We start from the raw sequence: 15,058 nt of genomic DNA, 5'->3' as shown, positions 1-15,058 counted from the left end.
TCATCCTTCCTGGGCGGTGAGCCGGTCGTGCAGGGCGCGGATCTCGCGGAGCAGGTCGCCGGCGCCCTTGCGGGCCGCCAGGTCGCGTACCTCGGGGATCTCGCCGCGAGCGCCGGACCAGCCGGCGGCGGCGCCGGCGAGCGCCACGAACGCGGCCAGGCCGTGGCGCGGGCGCTCGCCCGGCCTGGGCAGCAGCAGGGGCAGCGCGGCGGCGGCGATCCGCCACACGTGCGCGTGCGCGCCCTGCGAGGCGGCGGCGTCGAGCGCGGCGGTCAGGTCGGTCAGCCGGATCGTGCCCTGGGCCGCCATGAGCCCGGCCTGGCGGCCGATCCCGGCGGCGGGCAGCTCGTCCCGCGCGGCCGCCTCCAGCAGCACGCCGACGGACTCGGGCAGCTCCGGGTCGCCCAGGACGCGGGCCAGCACCGCCGCGCACGCCTCCCCGGCGGGCCCCTCGGCCCGGGCGAGCTGCCGGGCCTGCTCCGCCCCGACGTGGAGCGGCCCCCAGCCCCGGGTGAGCAGGTGCGGCATGAGGTGGGCGGCGGCGACCTCGCGGTGCGAGGGCAGCGTCGAGGGCCACCAGGCGCAGTGCTCGGCCTGCGAGTGCGGCCAGGGGAGGCTGAGCATCGCGTCGACCAGCGGGAGCCCCGTGGCGGTCGCGTCGATCGAGACCACCGGGCGCAGGGTGTGGCCGTGGCGCCGGTGGCAGTCGTGGTCGCCGCTCGCGCTGCCGCACTCCCACGCCAGCCCGACCTCGGCCTCCGGGCAGGTCCACGCGGCTACCACCCGGCCGGCGGCCGACGTCAGGCGGGACGCCCGCTCCGCCGCGTCCGGGTCGGGGGTCCGGGGCAGGCGCAGCAGCGCCTGCTGCAGGTCGGCGGCCGGCGGCCGGGCTCCGGCCGCCTCCAGCACCTCCATGCGGCGGACCAGCTCGGCCGCCGCCACGTGCCCGGTGGTGTGCGTCGGCGTGGCCAGCAGCAGCGGCGGCAGCGTGTCGTCCTCGACGGCCCGCAGCACCTCGGCGCCCCGGTGGAGCAGCAGCAGGTGCGGCACGGCGACCCGCCGCGGCAGGAAGGCCTGCCAGACGCCCCGCGCCGGGGCGGTGCCCGAGAGGGAGCGGGCGGCGCCGAGCAGCCACTGGCCGGGCCGCGTCCACTCGCCCGAGCGGTAGTCGTCCACGGACGAGGAGAAGAGGCGGGGATACATCTCCGCCGCCACGCCCGCGCGGTCGTGATAGGCGAGCGTGACGAACCCGGCGAGCAGCCGCTCCCACGCCTGCCAGGACCGCGGCGCGCCCGCCATGAGCAGCCGCCCGAGCTCCTCCACCGTCTCGATCGGGGGCTCGGCCTCCTGGGAGCGCGCGGGCGCGGACGGCAGCGGCGGCGGCGTGAACACGGGCTCGGCCTCCGCCACCTCCCCACCGCCCACGGCCTCGGCCACCTGCCGCCCGAGGCCGGCGGGCAGCAGCCCGACCGCCTCGCGGACGGCGGCGCGCCCCTCCTCGTCCATGCCGCCCGCGCAGGCCAGGACGAGCTCGACGGCCTTGTCCCGCAGCTCGGCGGAGTCGGCGGCGAACGCGCGGGCCAGCGGCGCGGCGGCCACGGCGGCCAGCGACGGCTCCTGACGGACCGAGCGTTCGAGCCACGACAGCCCGCCGCGCACCAGCTTGCGCTCCGCCCTGAACAGCAGCGACTCCCACGCCTCGCCCAGGTCGTCGGCGGACAGGCCGGTGACCCGGCGCAGCCGCTTCATCGCCAGCTCGGCGACCGGGCCGGGCGCGGACGCCAGCAGGCACCGGTAGTCGCGGGCGTGCGGGGCCGTCTCGGCGGGTGCCGGGTCGAGCGCCTCGTGCAGGCGGACGAAGAACCGCAGGTCGACGGCCGAGCCGCCGAGCAGGAACCGGCGCACGCAGCCCTCGATCAGCGCCTCGCGCTTGATCCGCCCGGCCTCGGCCAGCGCCGTTAGGGCGCCCAGCCAGCCCGCGCCGGGCGTGCTGTCCCACTGGAGCGCCCGGCCCACGCCCGTGGCCTCGAACAGGCGCGGCAGCAGGTGGTCGAGCAGCGGGTCGTCCGCCAGGCCGCCAGCCCCGCGCGTCACCCAGGCGACGACCAGCGGATCGTGGTGCGGCGGCTCGATGCCGGTCTCGCCCAGCACGGCGAGGGCGAGCGCGGCGCCGGCCTCGTCACCGGCGCGCACGCGCAGCGCCAGGCGCTCGGCCAGGTCGGCCCGCCAGGCGGCCGGCCGGTCGGCGAGCACCGCCAGGACCAGGCGCGTGCCGGGCTCCGCGCGGCCCCACCGGGGCGTGAAGTCGCGCCGGAGCAGCCAGGCCGCCACGGCCGCCGCGCCGCCGATCGTGGCCGCGCCCGCCACGCGCAGCGCCGCCGCGTAGCCGATCAGGCCGTCGTCCCAGCGGTCGAACCGGCCGCGCAGCTCCTTCAGCAGCCCCGGCAGCCGCGCTGCCACGTCCTGGCGAGCCGCGCCGTCGAGCGCCGCGACCTTCTCGGCGACCCGGTCGGGCCGCCGCGCCTCGATCAGCTTCCTGACCTCGCCCCAGTGATCCATGTCGCGGACGGTAACGGGCCCCGCCGACAGTTTCCGCGCGGCCCGGTGAGCCGGGTCCTCACCAGGCCAGGTCGCCTGTGGAGCCGTCGCCCCGTCACCCGACGGAGGCGGGCAGCCCGAGGCCGGCGTCCCCGGCGGTGGTGCACGGCAGTGCGCCGAGGTCGACGTGGATCAGCGCCTCTACGGTCCCGCACGCCTGCACGGGGGGAGGACGGTGCTGGGGAGGGCGGCGCGGAGGAGGGCACAGGGGAACGCCGGAAGATCGGCACGATTACGGAGCACAGCGTTGAAAACGCCCCCGGCTCCTGCTGGAACCGGGGGCGCTGCTCGCGGGGATCAGCCCATGTGCGGGTAGCGGTGATCCGTCGGCGGCACGAACGTCTCCTTGATCGTGCGGGAGTTCACCCACCGGATCAGGTTGAAGATCGAGCCCGCCTTGTCGTTGGTGCCGGAGGCGCGGGCGCCGCCGAACGGCTGCTGCCCGACCACGGCGCCGGTCGGCTTGTCGTTGACGTAGAAGTTGCCGGCCGCGAAGCGCAGCCGCTCCGACGCCGAGGCGATCGCGTAGCGGTCCTGGGCGATGATCGACCCGGTCAGCGCGTACGGGGCGATGCCCTCCATCTGGTCCAGGACGGCGTCGAAGTCGGCGTCGTCGTAGACGTGCACGCCCAGGATCGGGCCGAAGTACTCCTTGACGAAGATCTCGTCGGCCGGGTCCGCGCACTCCAGGATGGTCGGCTTCACGAAATATCCGGCGGAGTCGTCGTACGAGCCCGTCAGCACGTCGATGTTCGACGCGGCGCGCGCCCGGTCGATGGCCTCCTTGTGCTTGGCGAAGGCCCGCTCGTCGATGACCGCGCCCATGAACGTCGACAGGTCGGCCGTCACGTCGCCCACGGTCAGCGACTCGGCCACGCCCACGAGGTCGTCGCGCATCCGGCTCCACACCGAGCGCGGCACGTACGCCCGCGAGGCCGCCGAGCACTTCTGCCCCTGGTACTCGAACGCGCCCCGGACCAGGGCCGTGGCGAGCACGCCCGGGTCGGCCGACGGGTGGGCCAGCACGAAGTCCTTGCCGCCGGTCTCGCCGACGAGGCGCGGGTAGCTCCGGTAGCCGGCGATGTTGGCGCCCACCGTGCCCCACAGGTGCTGGAAGGTCGCCGTCGAGCCGGTGAAGTGGATGCCCGCGAGCTCCGGATGCGTCAGCGCCACCTCGGAGATCGCCTGGCCGTTGCCCGTCACCAGGTTGATGACGCCGGGAGGCAGTCCGGCCGCCTCCAGCAGGCGCATGGTGAAGTGCGCCGCGAACTGCTGTGTCGGCGACGGCTTCCACACCACGACGTTGCCCATGAGCGCGGCCGACGTCGGCAGGTTGCCGGCGATGGCGGTGAAGTTGAACGGCGTGATCGCCAGCACGAAGCCCTCGAGCGGCCGGTACTCCATCCGGTTCCACACGCCCGGCGAGGAGATCGGCTGGTCGGAGTAGAGCTGACGGGCGTAGGAGACGTTGAAGCGCAGGAAGTCGATCAGCTCACAGGCGGCGTCGATCTCCGCCTGCTGCACCGACTTCGACTGGCCGAGCATCGTCGCCGCGTTGAGCGTCGCCCGCCACGGCCCCGCCAGCAGGTCGGCGGCCTTGAGGAAGATCGCCGCCCGCTCGTCGAAGGAGAGCGCCCGCCAGGCGGGGGCCGCCCGCAGCGCGCTCCCGATCGCGTCCTGCACGTCCTGGGCCGTAGCGTCGTTGGTACGCCCCAGGACGGCGGTCTTGTTGTGCGGCTGCACCACGTCGATGGGCGCGCCGCCGCCGAGCCGCTGCTCGCCGTCGATCGTCATCGTCAGGTCGATCGAGGCGCCGGCCAGCTCCTTGATCCGGTTCTCCAGGGCGGTGCGCTCGGCGCTGCCCGGCGCGTAGCCGTAGACCCGCTCGTTGGCGGGAACGGGCACGTTGCTGATGGCATCCATGTTCACTTACCCCCAAGGGCACGAAGGAAGAAGGCGACATTGGCGGGGCGCTCGGCCAGCCGGCGCATGAAGTAGCCGTACCAGTCGTCGCCGTAGGGGACGTAGACGCGCATCGTGTGACCGGCCCCGGCCAGGGCCTCCTGCCGGTCGGTGCGGATCCCGTACAGCATCTGATACTCGTAGTCGCCCCTGGAGCGCCCGAACCGGTCGGCGAGCAGCTCGGTGATGGAGATCAGGCGGTCGTCGTGGGTGGCCACCATGGGGTACCCCTTCCCCGCCATGAGGATGCGCAGGCATCGCACGTACGCCTTGTCCACGGCGGACTTGCCCTGGTGGGCGACGGAGGCGGGCTCCCGGTAGGCGCCCTTGACCAGCCGGACGCGCGAGCCCTCGCCGGACAGCGCGCGGCAGTCGTCCTCACTGCGGAACAGGTACGCCTGGATGGCCACGCCGGTCGACGGGTAGTCCTCGCGCAGCGCGCGCAGGATGCCGAGCGTGGAGTCGACCGTGGTGTGGTCCTCCATGTCGAGCGTGACGGTGGCGCCGATGGCGTCGGCGGCGGCGCAGATCTCGCGCGCGTGCTCCAGCGCCATCGCGTCGTCGAGCTCCTGGCCGACGGCCGACAGCTTGACCGACACCTCGCCGCGGCGGCCCAGCTCCAGCGGGCGCAGCTGCTCCAGCAGCGTGATGTACGCCTTCGCGGTGGCGGCGGCGGCGCCGGCGTCGCGGGTCTCCTCGCCGAGATGGTCGACGGTCACCGCGAGCCCGGTGTCGCGCAGTCGTTCGATCGCGTCGCGGGCCTCCTGGACCGTCTCGCCGGCGACGAAGCGGTCGACCACCTTGCGCGTGAGCGGGAAGCCTGACACGGAGCGGCGCACGAGCGCGCTCCGGGATGTGGCGAGCAGCAGTTGACCCAACATGCTTCCAGCCTAAAACCGCAGCTCAAACGGGGCCATGAACGGGCGTAACGGCGGGTGTGGCAGGCTGTCATACAAATGCACAACACCACGGATCTGCAGGAGATCGTCGACGAGGTCGCGGGCCTGCTCGGCGCGTCGGCCACGCTGGAGGACCGCTCGTTCCGGCTGCTCGCCTACGGCGCGCAGCACGGCGACATCGACACCGTCCGCCAGGAGTCGATCCTGCGCCGCCGCGCCACCGGCGAGGTGCGCGACTACTTCGAACGCTACGGCATCGCCCGCGCGCACGGCCGGGTCCGCATCCCGGCCGACGCCGACCTGGGCGTGCTGGCCCGCGTGTGCTGGCCGCTGCGTCACGGCGAGGTCGTCTACGGCTACCTGTGGCTGCTCGACTCCGGCAGCCTCACCGACGCCGCCCTGGACCGGGTGGCGCCGCTGGTCGCCCGCGCCGCCGCCGCGCTCGCCCAGGAGGCCAGGAGCCGCCGCGACCTCGGCTACGGGCTGCGCGCGCTGCTGTCGGACGACCCGGAGGAGCGCGCCGGCGCCTCCATCGAGATGCCGGGACCGGTGACCGCGATCGCGGTGCGCGAGTCGCCGGAGCGCGTGGCCGCCCTGTGGACGCTGCCGCGCGGCGTGCTCGCCCGCGCCGGCTCTCCGGTGGCGCTGCTCGCCCCGGCGCACCTGGCCGCCGAGGTCGCGCAGACCGTCCTCGGCGCGTACGGGACCGCGGCGGGCGTCGGCGGCACCCGCGCCGATCCGGCCGACGCCTGGCAGAGCTGGCGCGAGGCCCGCCACGCGCTGCGCGTCGCTGAGCACTTCCCGCGCTTCGCGCCCGTCGCCCGCTGGGAGGACCTGGGCGCGCACCGGCTGCTGGCCAGGCTCGGCCAGGGCGACCTGCGCGAGCTCGCCGGCGAGGTCGCCGTGCTGGACCCCGAGCTGGCCCAGACCGTCGAGACGTACCTGGACCTGGGCGGCCACGCCCAGAAGGCCGCCGCCGCGCTCGGCATCCACCGCCAGACGCTCTACTACCGGCTGGGCAAGGCCGAACGGCTGACGCACCGCGACCTGACCGACGGCGACGACCGGCTCACCGTCCACCTGGGGCTGAAGGCCGCCCGGCTGCGCGCGTAGGGCGGGCCGGCGGGCTCAGGCCAGGTGGCGCAGGGCGTTCTCGTCGCCGGGGCCGCCCCGGCCGGCCAGGCCCTTGGCGACCTGGCCGCGCAGCGCCGCGTCCTTGTGGCCGTCGTACTTGAACTTGCCGCGGATCTCCTCCACCGCCAGCCGCAGCCCCTGGAGGCCGGACAGCAGCCGGGGCATCTCCGCCGGGTCGCCGTGGCCCGGCTCCAGGTCGCCGAGCTGGGCGCGCAGGATCTCCAGCTTGCCCGCCGCGTCGGCGACGATCTCGGCCCGGCAGGTCACCTGGACCGAGGAGTAGTAGGTGGTCGGCACGCCCAGCGACGGGTCCGTGCCGGGCTCGGCCCGCCAGGACCCCGGGATGTACGACCACGGCCCGGCGACCGACAGCAGCACCTTCGGGTTCTCCTCGACGGCCGCCCAGATCGGGTTCGGCCTGGCCAGGTGCAGCCAGATCGTGTGCTCGTCCACGAGCAGGAACTGGGTGGGCACGACGACGGGCACCTCACGCCCCCTGCCCGAGGCGATGAGGTGCCCGAACGCGTTCTCCCGGAGATAGGCGAGCGACTGCTCGCCGGAACCGGCATCCCAAGGGTGGATCAGCATGGGATGACGATATAGGGGGGTTCTAGGCGCAGGCCGCCTCGTACACCCGCAGCAGCTCCTGGCTGACCCGCTCCCACGAGTAGCGCGAGCGCGCCCGGTCCGCGCCGGCGTAGCCGAGCGCGGTGCGCAGCGTCGGGTCGGTCAGCAGCTCCCTGGCCAGCCGCGCGGTCCTGGCGGGCCGGTCCGGCGGCACCAGCAGCCCGGTGACGCCGTCGATCACGGAGTCCAGGTGCGCGCCCACGGCCGAGGCGATCACCGGCACGCCGCAGGCCATCGCCTCCAGCGCGACGATGCCGCTCGTCGTCTCGCGCGGCACCGACACGACGGCGTCCGCGCCGCGCATCAGCTTGGGCACCGCCGCCCGCTTCACCTGGCCCAGCAGCGTCACCCGGTCGGCCACGCCGAGCTGCTCGGCCAGGGCGCGCAGCCGCCGCGCGTCCCTGTCGTCGCCGAGGTCCTCGGGGGCGGGGCCGCCGGCCACCACGAGCTCCACGTCCGCCAGCCCCGGCAGCGCCCGCACGATCGTGTGCGCGCCCCGGTCGGGGGAGAGCGGGCCGACGTGCAGCAGCCGCTTGCGGGTGCCGCGCGAGACGGCCATGCCCTGGCGGTGGAAGCGCTCGGTGTCGACGCCGTAGGGGACGATCGCGATGCTGGTGCGGGGGACGCCGATGCGGATCAGCGCCGACTCCTCGTCGCCCGAGCCCGCGATGACCGCGTTGGCCCGGCGGCCCAGCGCCCGCTCCAGCTTCACGTGCGCGGGGTCGACGGTGTGGAAGGTGTGCGTGACGGGCACGTCCAAGCCCTTGGCGCCGGAGACGGCGGCCAGGCCGCAGGTCCACGAGTGCGCGTGGATCACGTCCGGCCGCTCCTGCTGCCAGCGGCGCATCAGATAGCCGCCCACGTCGTTCAGGTAGGGGGCGACGTCATCGGGGGTCAGGCTGCGGGCCGGGCCCACGTCGATGTACTCCACCGTGACGCCCGGGGCCACCCGCGTCCTGGGCTTGCCGTCGGCGCTCTCGCGGCGGGAGTAAATGGTGACGTGGTGGTCGCGGCCGAGTTCGCGCGCCACGGAGAGGATGTGGTGGCGCTTGCTGCCCGAGCCGGAAGCGACGATCGCGATATTCATGGCACACCTCAGCGTGAAAAAGCCTTCAAGGTGTGCCTGCGTCTTAGGCACGATCTAACTACGGACGACCATACCCACTTTCCCGCGAATCGCAAACCATGCCTCATGAGTCAGGTGATCACACGCCGCGGAGCGCGAGGATCACGATCTCGTCCCACACCTGCCCGCCGGAGAAGGCGTTGCGGTCGGCCTCGATCGCCTTGACCACCGTCGAAGGAGCCTGACCTGCGGATCTGCCCAGCACGTCGGCCAGCCGCTCCTCGCCGTAGGGCTCGCCCACCTCGTTCCTGGAGGAGATGAGGCCCTCCGAATACAGCACCAGCGTCTCCCCGGCCGCCAGTGTGATCTCCTCGGTGCTGGTCTCCGCCTCCGGCGCGATGCCGAGCGGCACCCCGCCGCCCGCCGCGAAGCGCACGTGCCCGTCGGGCTGCACCAGCGCCGCCGGGTGGTGCCCGGCCGACGACATGCGGATCCGCCGCCCCTTGACGAGCCCGGCCACGGCCATGACGAACATACCGGTGCCCTGCTCCACCAGCGCCTCGTTCACCTTGCGCACCACCGCGTCCGGGTCGGACTCCCAGGTGCCGAGCACCCGCAGCCCGCCGCGTACCATCGCGCTGACCGAGGCGGCCTCCTCGCCCTTGCCGGCCGCGCCGCCCATCGCGAAGCCCCAGCCGCCCGCCATCGGGAACACGTCGTAGAACTCGGCGCCCACCGACGAGCCCGGATGGTAGATCGCCGCCGCCTCGTAGCCGGGCACGTCCGGCAGGCTGCGCGGGGCCACGCTCGCCGACAGCGCGTCGGCGGCCCGCGACCGGCTCTGGAAGCTCGTCTGAGCGCGGAGCGCCAGCCCGAGCTGCACCCCGACCTCCTCCATCACGCTCAGGTCGGCCAGCGTGAACGGCGGCCGGTCGTGCCCCCGCACCAGCGTCAGCGCCCCGTCACCGGCCCCGATCGGCACGCACAGCAGCGAGCCCGCGCCCATCGCCGTCAGCAGCGGCCCGTCCGGGCAGAAGCCGAGCAGCGTCTCGTCGTCGACCATCTCGTGCACCACGCCCGAGCCGCGCTCCAGCACCTGCGCCACCACCTGCGCGCCCGCCGGGTCGCTCGCCTCCACCTGGCGGACCAGGCCGCCGAGCGGCACGTTCTTCGGCGCCACGACCGCCGAGCGGCGCGGCAGCCCGTCACGCAGCTGGTCGGCCACCACCCAGTCGGCCCACCCGGCGGCCAGCAGCCGCGTCGCCCGAGGCAGCGCCACCGGCTGGCGCATCGCCTCCTCGTCCAGCAGCAGCGCCGCCATCCTGGCCAGCAGGTCCTGCCGCCGGGCCGCCGCCAGCAGCAGCGCGCCGTCGGAGTCCTGCGGCCCGCCGGTCCCCGGCTCAGGCAGCTGCGTCTCCGTCGGCAGCGCCACCACGGCCACCATCTGCTGCGGCTCGCCGGGCATCGTCAGCCGGGTCAGCGCGAGCTGCACCGTGTGCGTACGGCCCTGGTGGGCCAGCCGCGTCTCGAACGCCGCCGGCTGCCCGGTCCGCAGCACCGCCGTCAGGTGCGAGCGGAACGCCGCCCGCCGCGACACGTCCACCAGCAGCGGGAACGAGCGTCCCACCAGGTAGCCGTCGGGGCTGCCCAGCACCCGGGAGGTCTCCGGGTTGATCCGCCGGACCACGCCGCCGCCGTCGAGCACGACGACCGGCACGGGGAACGCCCGGAACACCTGGCGCAGCAGCTTCAGCTCCCGCTGGGAGCCGTCCTTCTTGCCCGCCGCCCGCTTCGGCGACCGGCGCAACTGCTCGCGGGCCTCGGCCAGCAGCTCGGCGGCGGTGTCGAGCTCCGCCAGCGCGGCGTCGAGCGTCGGCGCGAGGTCGGCGGGGTAGGCCGCACGCGCCTCCCGCAACGACGAGACACGCCCGGCCAGTGCGTCGAGGGCGTGTTCGAGGTCCGGCATGGTCATCCTCCGACGCTACGCCACACGGGATAATGGCAGCCATAAGGGGTAGGGGCAGAATAGCTATGGAATCGACCGTGATGATCACTCCCGGGCTCGCCCGCAACCTGGCGGCACTGGGCAGGCTCGGTGAGGACACCTCGACCGAGAGCGTGCTGCGCGGCCTTACGACCGCGCTGGCCGACGGCGTGCCCGGCTGCTCGGGCGGCTCGGCCGAGCACTGGCACGAGCACCGCGTCCTGGTGTCGGGTTCGCACAGCGAGCTCATCATGCTCGTCGAGGGGGAGCGCGCGCTCGGCGAGGGCCCGTCGACCGAGGCCAGGAAGACCGGCGCCCGCATCGCCGTCGGAGACGTGCTCACCGACACCCGCTGGCCGCGTTACGCGGCGCTCGCCACCCGCAGCGGCGTCCGTTCGGTGCTCGCCGTCCCCATCCACATCCCGCCGGCCCTGCTGGTCGTGGGCCTGTACTCGGTACGGCGCGGCGCGTTCTCCCCGCAGGGCTCGCACGCCCTGGCCGACATGCTGACCGAGCAGGTCGGCGTGGCCCTGGCCAACATGTGGGACTTCGAGGAGGTGCGCACCGACGCCGCGCAGCTCCAGGAGGCTCTGGCCGGCCGGGCGCTCATCGATCAGGCCAAGGGCATCATCATGCAGACCAGCGGCTGCACCGCCGAGGCGGCCTTCGAGGAGCTGCGCCGGATCTCCCAGCACCACCAGGTCAAGGTGGCCGACCTGGCCCGGCTCCTGGTCGAGGAACACCAGCGCAAGAACCGCCGCTAGCCGATCGCCGCCAGCGCTTCGTCGAGCGTGTCGTAGATGGGCAGGCGCTGGGCCAGCCCGGTGATCCACATCACCTTGGACTTGGAGTATTCGACCCCGATGAGGGCGAACTTCGCGCCCGCGCCGAGGCTCGTCTGCCAGTGGTGGACGATCAGCCCGAGCGCCCGCGAGTCCATGAACGTCACCCCGCCGAGGTCCAGGATGAGGTCCGGGCCGGCGAGCGCCAGGTAGTCGGCGAACTGCTCGCGGGTGGTGGCGTCGAGGACACCGTCGACCTTGATGACCGCGATGTCGTCCACGGTCGACGATGTCAGGCTGAGGGCCGCGACGGACCCGCTGCCGTTTTCGGGCATTGTCACGGGGCAACTTTACTGTCACTCAAGTGGAGAGGAATACTTCCACCGGAGTGGGGGATACTGGAGTCCGAAGTCCAGCAGAGGGCTTCCGTCTCGAACGAGCGAGGCGTGCCTCTGCATGGGCTTTTTCCCGTTGCGGAGGGCGCCTGCAACCCATATGAGGAGCAGCCATGGCTGTGCAGGACCTCGTCCTCGAAGACATGACCGCGGAAGAACTCCTGGCCGAGATGGTCCGCGAAGACACCCCCGACGGTCTGCGGGAACGGCTGCGCGAGCGCATCGTGGAGATGCACCGGCCGCTCGCCATGGAAATCGCCCGGCGCTACCGTTATCGGGGCGAACCGCTGGAGGACCTGCTCCAGGCCGCGTACGTTGGCCTCATGAAGGCGGTCAACGGTTTCGACCCGACCCTCGGCCACGCCTTCAGGGGCTACGCGGTGGTGACCATGACCGGTGAGGTCAAGCGCCACTTCCGCGACCGCACCTGGGCCATCCGGGTGCCGCGCCTCTACCAGGAGCGCCGTTCCGAGCTGAACCGGCTCGTCGCCGACCTCAGCCAGGACCTCGGCCGCTCGCCGACCGTGGCCGAGCTGGCGGCGAAGATGAACATCTCGGAGGAGGACGTGCTGCTCACGCTCGACGCCTCCGCCGCCTACAGCACGCTGTCGCTGGACGCGCCGCTGGGCACCGACGACGACGCCGCCTCGCTCGGGGACGTCATCCCCGAGGACGACGACACGCTGAGCACGATGGTCGACCGGGAGGCCGTCAAACCGCTCATCGACGCGCTCCCCTCGCGGGAGAAGCACATCCTCCTGCTGCGGTTCTTCGGCAACATGACGCAGGCCGAGATCGCGGCGGAGTTCGGCATATCGCAGATGCACGTGTCCAGGATTCTGCGTAAGGTACTCGACCAGCTCCGCGCAGAGCTGCTGGTCGGTTGAGAAGGCGGTCACCGGGTGATGACGGAGGACACAGATCCTCGGGCGGGCTCCACGGGCCCGCCACCCGGTGCGCCCGTGCGCAAGCTGCCGTTCCGGCTCGCGGACCTGCCGCGGGTCCGGGAGTTCGCCGAGTCCGAGGCCCGTGGCTTCGGCATGCCCGACGAGGCCGTCAACGACGTGGTCATCGCCGTGAACGAGGTCGCCACCAACGCGGTGACCCACGGCGACGACCACGCGCACGTGCGTGCCTGGCCCGACAGCGGCGACCTGGTCGTCGAGGTGCACGACGACGGCTCGTGGAAGCCCGGCCCGATGCCCGGCGCGGTGGGCGGCATGGGGCTGTGGGTGGCCCGGCTGCTGTCCAGCGATCTCACGCTGCGGATCGGGAGCGGGGGAAGCACGGTCATCATGCGCTTCCCGGGCAAGAACTGACGCGTCCGGCGCGCCCGGCGTGCTCGCCTTCGAGCACGCCGGGCGCGGTGTGCGCGCAGGTCACCGGCGGGTGCGTCCGCCGCGCCAGCCGCCGTAGCTCTTGATGCTCGCGGTGCCGATGCCGGCCTGGTGCAGCGCCAGCAGCGTCAGTCCGAGCAGCATGAACGTGGTGCCGGAGATGCCCGCGGCGATGCGGGCGTTCAGCAGGTCGAGCAGGAATCCGAGGCCGAAGACGATGGCCGCGACGATGGCGAGCATGTCACCTCACCTCGATCCGGAGCCGGTCAGGGCGAGCAGCTGCTCCAGCATGCCGCGGTACTCGCGCAGCGCCAGCCGGAGCTGTTCGGTGTCGCCGTCGCCGGCGCCCTTCCAGCGCTCGCGCAGCTCGCCGGTGCGGGCGTTGAGCGTGCTCGTCAGCGTCTCGACGACCTCGCCGACCAGCCCGTCGGCCCGCTGGACCGCCTCTCCGGGGTCGTCGACGAACGCCGTCTGCAGGTCGCGCCAGCGCGCCTGCACCTCGGCGGGGTCCTGGTCGAACAGGGCCCGCTCCTGCGGGGCCGCGTGCGCGGGCGGCTCGCCGGCCACCGCGGTCGCGGGCACCGGCTCGGGCGTCCCCTCGTGGCCCGGCACCCGCTCGTGCCCGGGCCGGTCGTGATCGGGCGTCTCGTGCCCGGGCGTCTGGTGTCCGGGTGTGCTGTGCGCGGGCGTCTCGTGCTCGGGCCGGTCGGGCGTCCGGCGGGCGGGCTCCGTCTCGGGGACGGGCCCGGCCACGTGGACGTCCTCCGGCCGATGCGCCGGATCCGGGTCGGCGATCATGTCCTCGCCGGTCCTGGCGTACGGGTCGCGGTACGGCTCGTCGGCGAGCACGTCCGCCCCCTGGTCCGCGCGGCCATCGGCGTCCCGGTCGAGCGGGTCGTGGCCGAGAGGGTCACGGTCGTGCGTGTCGCGGTCGTGGGTCTCGTGATCCGTGGGGGAGCGGTCGTCGCCGGGCCGGTCGGCCCGCTGCGACGGCACCTTCAGCTCATCGCGGTTCATCTGTCGTCACCGTCCTCGGGATGTCTCGTGAAGCAGCTCCTCGAAGAGCGAGCGGTAGTGCACCATCGCCTGCCGCAGCTCCTCGGTGGACGCCTCCTTGCGGGCCGCCCGCCCGCTGATCTCGTGCGCCTTGCGGTAGTGGTCGAGCGTCGCCGCGTGCCCGACCGACAGATCGGACAGCCGCTGCTCGAAGTTCTCCGTCGGGTAGCCGCGCTCGGCCATGACGGCGGTGACGAGCTGGTCAGCCTCCGTCACGGCGAAGCCGGGGGCGTCGACGAAGCGCTCCTGGACCTCCGTCCAGCGCGTCGCGTAGGTCTCGCGGGACTCCTCCGGCAGCGGCCGGATGTCGAGCTCGGCGTGCCGCTGCTCACGGGCGAGCAGCTCCTGCTCGACGTCCCGTTTGTTGTCGTGCTCGGCCATCATGCGCTCGTATTCGGGGCCGAAGCGCTCGCGGAGCCGGCCCCGGCGCTGCTGCTGCAGCGCGACATAGGCCACCGCGGCGAGCGCCACGACCGCGAGCACGACGACGGCCACCCAGATCCAGGTGGACATGATGTTCGCCTCCGGTCTTTTGTCGGGGACCGGCGACTGCCCTCGAACGGGCTCGCGAAACCCGTATGTCAGCGCTCTTCGAGGCCCTCCAGGGCCGCTGCCAGCACCGATGCGACGTGTGAGCCCTCAGGGGCGGCCGGGGTCTCCGCGAACCCGGCGGCCGGGTCGTAGGTCACGTCCAGCCCGGCGTCGACGAGCCTGCGCGCCCAGCGCAGCGCCGTGTTGAGCCGTTCGGCCGCCGGCGGCCTGCCCTGCGCGGCGGCCGACAGGTTGCGCAGGTTGGTGGCGGGGCCCGACTGGGCGTGCGCGCGGGCCAGCTTCCACGGCAGCGCGGCGCTGTGGTCGAGCATCGGCTTGGCCAGCCCGGCGGCCCGTTTGGCCTGGAGCACCCCGGACTCGCTCACCCCGAAGCGGGCGGCCAGCTCCTGCACGCTCAGCCCTTCGGCGACGAGCCTGGCCAGCTCCGCCCGGTCGATCGTCGGCCTGCGCCCCACCCGGCACCTCCCCGGACATGGAATCACCCGATCATCGCCAGGCGATGATCGGGTGAGAAATGCGTCGGGACGACAGGATTTGAACCTGCGACCCCCTGACCCCCAGTCAGGTGCGCTACCAAGCTGCGCTACGTCCCGCCAGGCCGCTGAGCTGAACCTTTTGTGCCGGTCCTGCGTGGCCTTGCGGGGAAAACACTACCACGGGCGGCGC

General features: G+C 73.6%; 15 protein-coding genes and 1 tRNA gene. 4 read left to right on the top strand and 12 right to left on the bottom strand.

Annotated features, from left to right (window positions below; translation table 11 throughout):
- From AB0J53_RS14445 to AB0J53_RS14435, 3 genes are all read right to left on the bottom strand, one after another.
- Positions 1–2,559: a DUF6493 family protein gene (locus AB0J53_RS14445; protein ID WP_364172067.1), complete on the bottom strand. Its 2,559-nt coding sequence runs from the start codon at positions 2,557–2,559 to the stop codon at positions 1–3.
- Positions 2,560–2,895: 336 nt separating this feature from the next.
- A complete protein-coding gene (gene pruA / locus AB0J53_RS14440; RefSeq protein ID WP_364172065.1) occupies positions 2,896–4,521 on the bottom strand; it encodes an L-glutamate gamma-semialdehyde dehydrogenase in 1,626 nt (541 codons plus the stop codon).
- 2 nt (positions 4,522–4,523) lie between these two features.
- Positions 4,524–5,441 (bottom strand): proline dehydrogenase family protein, encoded by a 918-nt coding sequence (locus AB0J53_RS14435; protein WP_219513279.1) that lies wholly within the window; start codon positions 5,439–5,441, stop codon positions 4,524–4,526.
- Between the two features lie 75 nt (positions 5,442–5,516).
- Between AB0J53_RS14435 and AB0J53_RS14430 the strand changes: the two genes are divergently transcribed.
- Positions 5,517–6,572, top strand: coding sequence for a helix-turn-helix domain-containing protein (locus tag AB0J53_RS14430; protein WP_219513276.1), 1,056 nt, complete (start codon positions 5,517–5,519; stop codon positions 6,570–6,572).
- 15 nt (positions 6,573–6,587) lie between these two features.
- Here the strand turns inward: AB0J53_RS14430 and AB0J53_RS14425 are convergent, their stop codons facing one another.
- The 3 genes from AB0J53_RS14425 to AB0J53_RS14415 all read right to left on the bottom strand — a co-directional run bounded on the left by AB0J53_RS14425 (position 6,588) and on the right by AB0J53_RS14415 (position 10,258).
- Entirely contained in the window at positions 6,588–7,181 is a 594-nt protein-coding gene (locus AB0J53_RS14425) for an FMN-binding negative transcriptional regulator (protein ID WP_364172062.1), read from the bottom strand.
- 22 nt (positions 7,182–7,203) lie between these two features.
- Positions 7,204–8,307 carry a glycosyltransferase gene (locus tag AB0J53_RS14420; protein ID WP_219513274.1) on the bottom strand — a complete coding sequence of 368 codons (1,104 nt, stop codon included), beginning with the start codon at positions 8,305–8,307 and terminating at the stop codon, positions 7,204–7,206.
- 118 nt (positions 8,308–8,425) lie between these two features.
- Entirely contained in the window at positions 8,426–10,258 is a 1,833-nt protein-coding gene (locus AB0J53_RS14415) for a GAF domain-containing SpoIIE family protein phosphatase (protein WP_364172060.1), read from the bottom strand.
- Positions 10,259–10,332: 74 nt separating this feature from the next.
- Here AB0J53_RS14415 and AB0J53_RS14410 point away from each other — a divergent pair, with 74 nt between their 5' ends.
- Entirely contained in the window at positions 10,333–11,034 is a 702-nt protein-coding gene (locus AB0J53_RS14410; protein ID WP_364172908.1) for a GAF and ANTAR domain-containing protein, read from the top strand.
- Here the strand turns inward: AB0J53_RS14410 and AB0J53_RS14405 are convergent.
- Positions 11,031–11,387 carry an STAS domain-containing protein gene (locus AB0J53_RS14405; protein ID WP_219519923.1) on the bottom strand — a complete coding sequence of 119 codons (357 nt, stop codon included), beginning with the start codon at positions 11,385–11,387 and terminating at the stop codon, positions 11,031–11,033. The two genes, AB0J53_RS14410 and AB0J53_RS14405, sit on opposite strands and share 4 nt — an antisense overlap.
- Positions 11,388–11,560: 173 nt before the next feature.
- Here AB0J53_RS14405 and AB0J53_RS14400 point away from each other — a divergent pair, with 173 nt between their 5' ends.
- A complete protein-coding gene (locus AB0J53_RS14400; RefSeq protein WP_219519899.1) occupies positions 11,561–12,334 on the top strand; it encodes a SigB/SigF/SigG family RNA polymerase sigma factor in 774 nt (257 codons plus the stop codon).
- Positions 12,335–12,409: 75 nt separating this feature from the next.
- Complete coding sequence (locus tag AB0J53_RS14395) at positions 12,410–12,766, top strand: ATP-binding protein (protein WP_308126270.1); 357 nt, start codon at positions 12,410–12,412, stop codon at positions 12,764–12,766.
- Between the two features lie 60 nt (positions 12,767–12,826).
- On the opposite strand, the gene AB0J53_RS14390 is transcribed toward AB0J53_RS14395, so the two are convergent.
- The 5 genes from AB0J53_RS14390 to AB0J53_RS14370 form a co-directional block, all read right to left on the bottom strand.
- Positions 12,827–13,024, bottom strand: coding sequence for a hypothetical protein (locus tag AB0J53_RS14390; RefSeq protein ID WP_219519906.1), 198 nt, complete (start codon positions 13,022–13,024; stop codon positions 12,827–12,829).
- 6 nt (positions 13,025–13,030) lie between these two features.
- Positions 13,031–13,801: a hypothetical protein gene (locus tag AB0J53_RS14385; protein ID WP_364172058.1), complete on the bottom strand. Its 771-nt coding sequence runs from the start codon at positions 13,799–13,801 to the stop codon at positions 13,031–13,033.
- Between the two features lie 6 nt (positions 13,802–13,807).
- A complete protein-coding gene (locus AB0J53_RS14380) occupies positions 13,808–14,353 on the bottom strand; it encodes a hypothetical protein (protein WP_219519912.1) in 546 nt (181 codons plus the stop codon).
- 68 nt (positions 14,354–14,421) lie between these two features.
- On the bottom strand, positions 14,422–14,847 hold the full coding sequence (locus AB0J53_RS14375) for a helix-turn-helix domain-containing protein (protein WP_364172056.1): 426 nt from the start codon (positions 14,845–14,847) through the stop codon (positions 14,422–14,424).
- 64 nt (positions 14,848–14,911) lie between these two features.
- A tRNA-Pro gene (locus tag AB0J53_RS14370) sits at positions 14,912–14,985 on the bottom strand.
- Between the last annotated feature and the right edge of the window lie 73 nt (positions 14,986–15,058).

The organism is Nonomuraea sp. NPDC049725 (assembly GCF_040674795.1).
Taxonomy (GTDB): domain Bacteria; phylum Actinomycetota; class Actinomycetes; order Streptosporangiales; family Streptosporangiaceae; genus Nonomuraea; species Nonomuraea ceibae.
Note: the sequence above shows the minus strand (reverse complement) of the source record. Positions and strands in the feature narration are given on the sequence as shown.

Coding starts and splice junctions, on each gene's coding strand:
- AB0J53_RS14445 (WP_364172067.1), bottom strand. CDS start 2,559: ATGGATCACTGGGGCGAGGTCAGGAAGCTGATCGAGGCGCGGCGGCCC.
- AB0J53_RS14425 (WP_364172062.1), bottom strand. CDS start 7,181: ATGCTGATCCACCCTTGGGATGCCGGTTCCGGCGAGCAGTCGCTCGCC.
- pruA (WP_364172065.1), bottom strand. CDS start 4,521: ATGGATGCCATCAGCAACGTGCCCGTTCCCGCCAACGAGCGGGTCTAC.
- AB0J53_RS14420 (WP_219513274.1), bottom strand. CDS start 8,307: ATGAATATCGCGATCGTCGCTTCCGGCTCGGGCAGCAAGCGCCACCAC.
- AB0J53_RS14405 (WP_219519923.1), bottom strand. CDS start 11,387: ATGCCCGAAAACGGCAGCGGGTCCGTCGCGGCCCTCAGCCTGACATCG.
- AB0J53_RS14435 (WP_219513279.1), bottom strand. CDS start 5,441: ATGTTGGGTCAACTGCTGCTCGCCACATCCCGGAGCGCGCTCGTGCGC.
- AB0J53_RS14430 (WP_219513276.1), top strand. CDS start 5,517: ATGCACAACACCACGGATCTGCAGGAGATCGTCGACGAGGTCGCGGGC.
- AB0J53_RS14390 (WP_219519906.1), bottom strand. CDS start 13,024: ATGCTCGCCATCGTCGCGGCCATCGTCTTCGGCCTCGGATTCCTGCTC.
- AB0J53_RS14400 (WP_219519899.1), top strand. CDS start 11,561: ATGGCTGTGCAGGACCTCGTCCTCGAAGACATGACCGCGGAAGAACTC.
- AB0J53_RS14415 (WP_364172060.1), bottom strand. CDS start 10,258: ATGACCATGCCGGACCTCGAACACGCCCTCGACGCACTGGCCGGGCGT.
- AB0J53_RS14410 (WP_364172908.1), top strand. CDS start 10,333: ATGATCACTCCCGGGCTCGCCCGCAACCTGGCGGCACTGGGCAGGCTC.
- AB0J53_RS14385 (WP_364172058.1), bottom strand. CDS start 13,801: ATGAACCGCGATGAGCTGAAGGTGCCGTCGCAGCGGGCCGACCGGCCC.
- AB0J53_RS14380 (WP_219519912.1), bottom strand. CDS start 14,353: ATGTCCACCTGGATCTGGGTGGCCGTCGTCGTGCTCGCGGTCGTGGCG.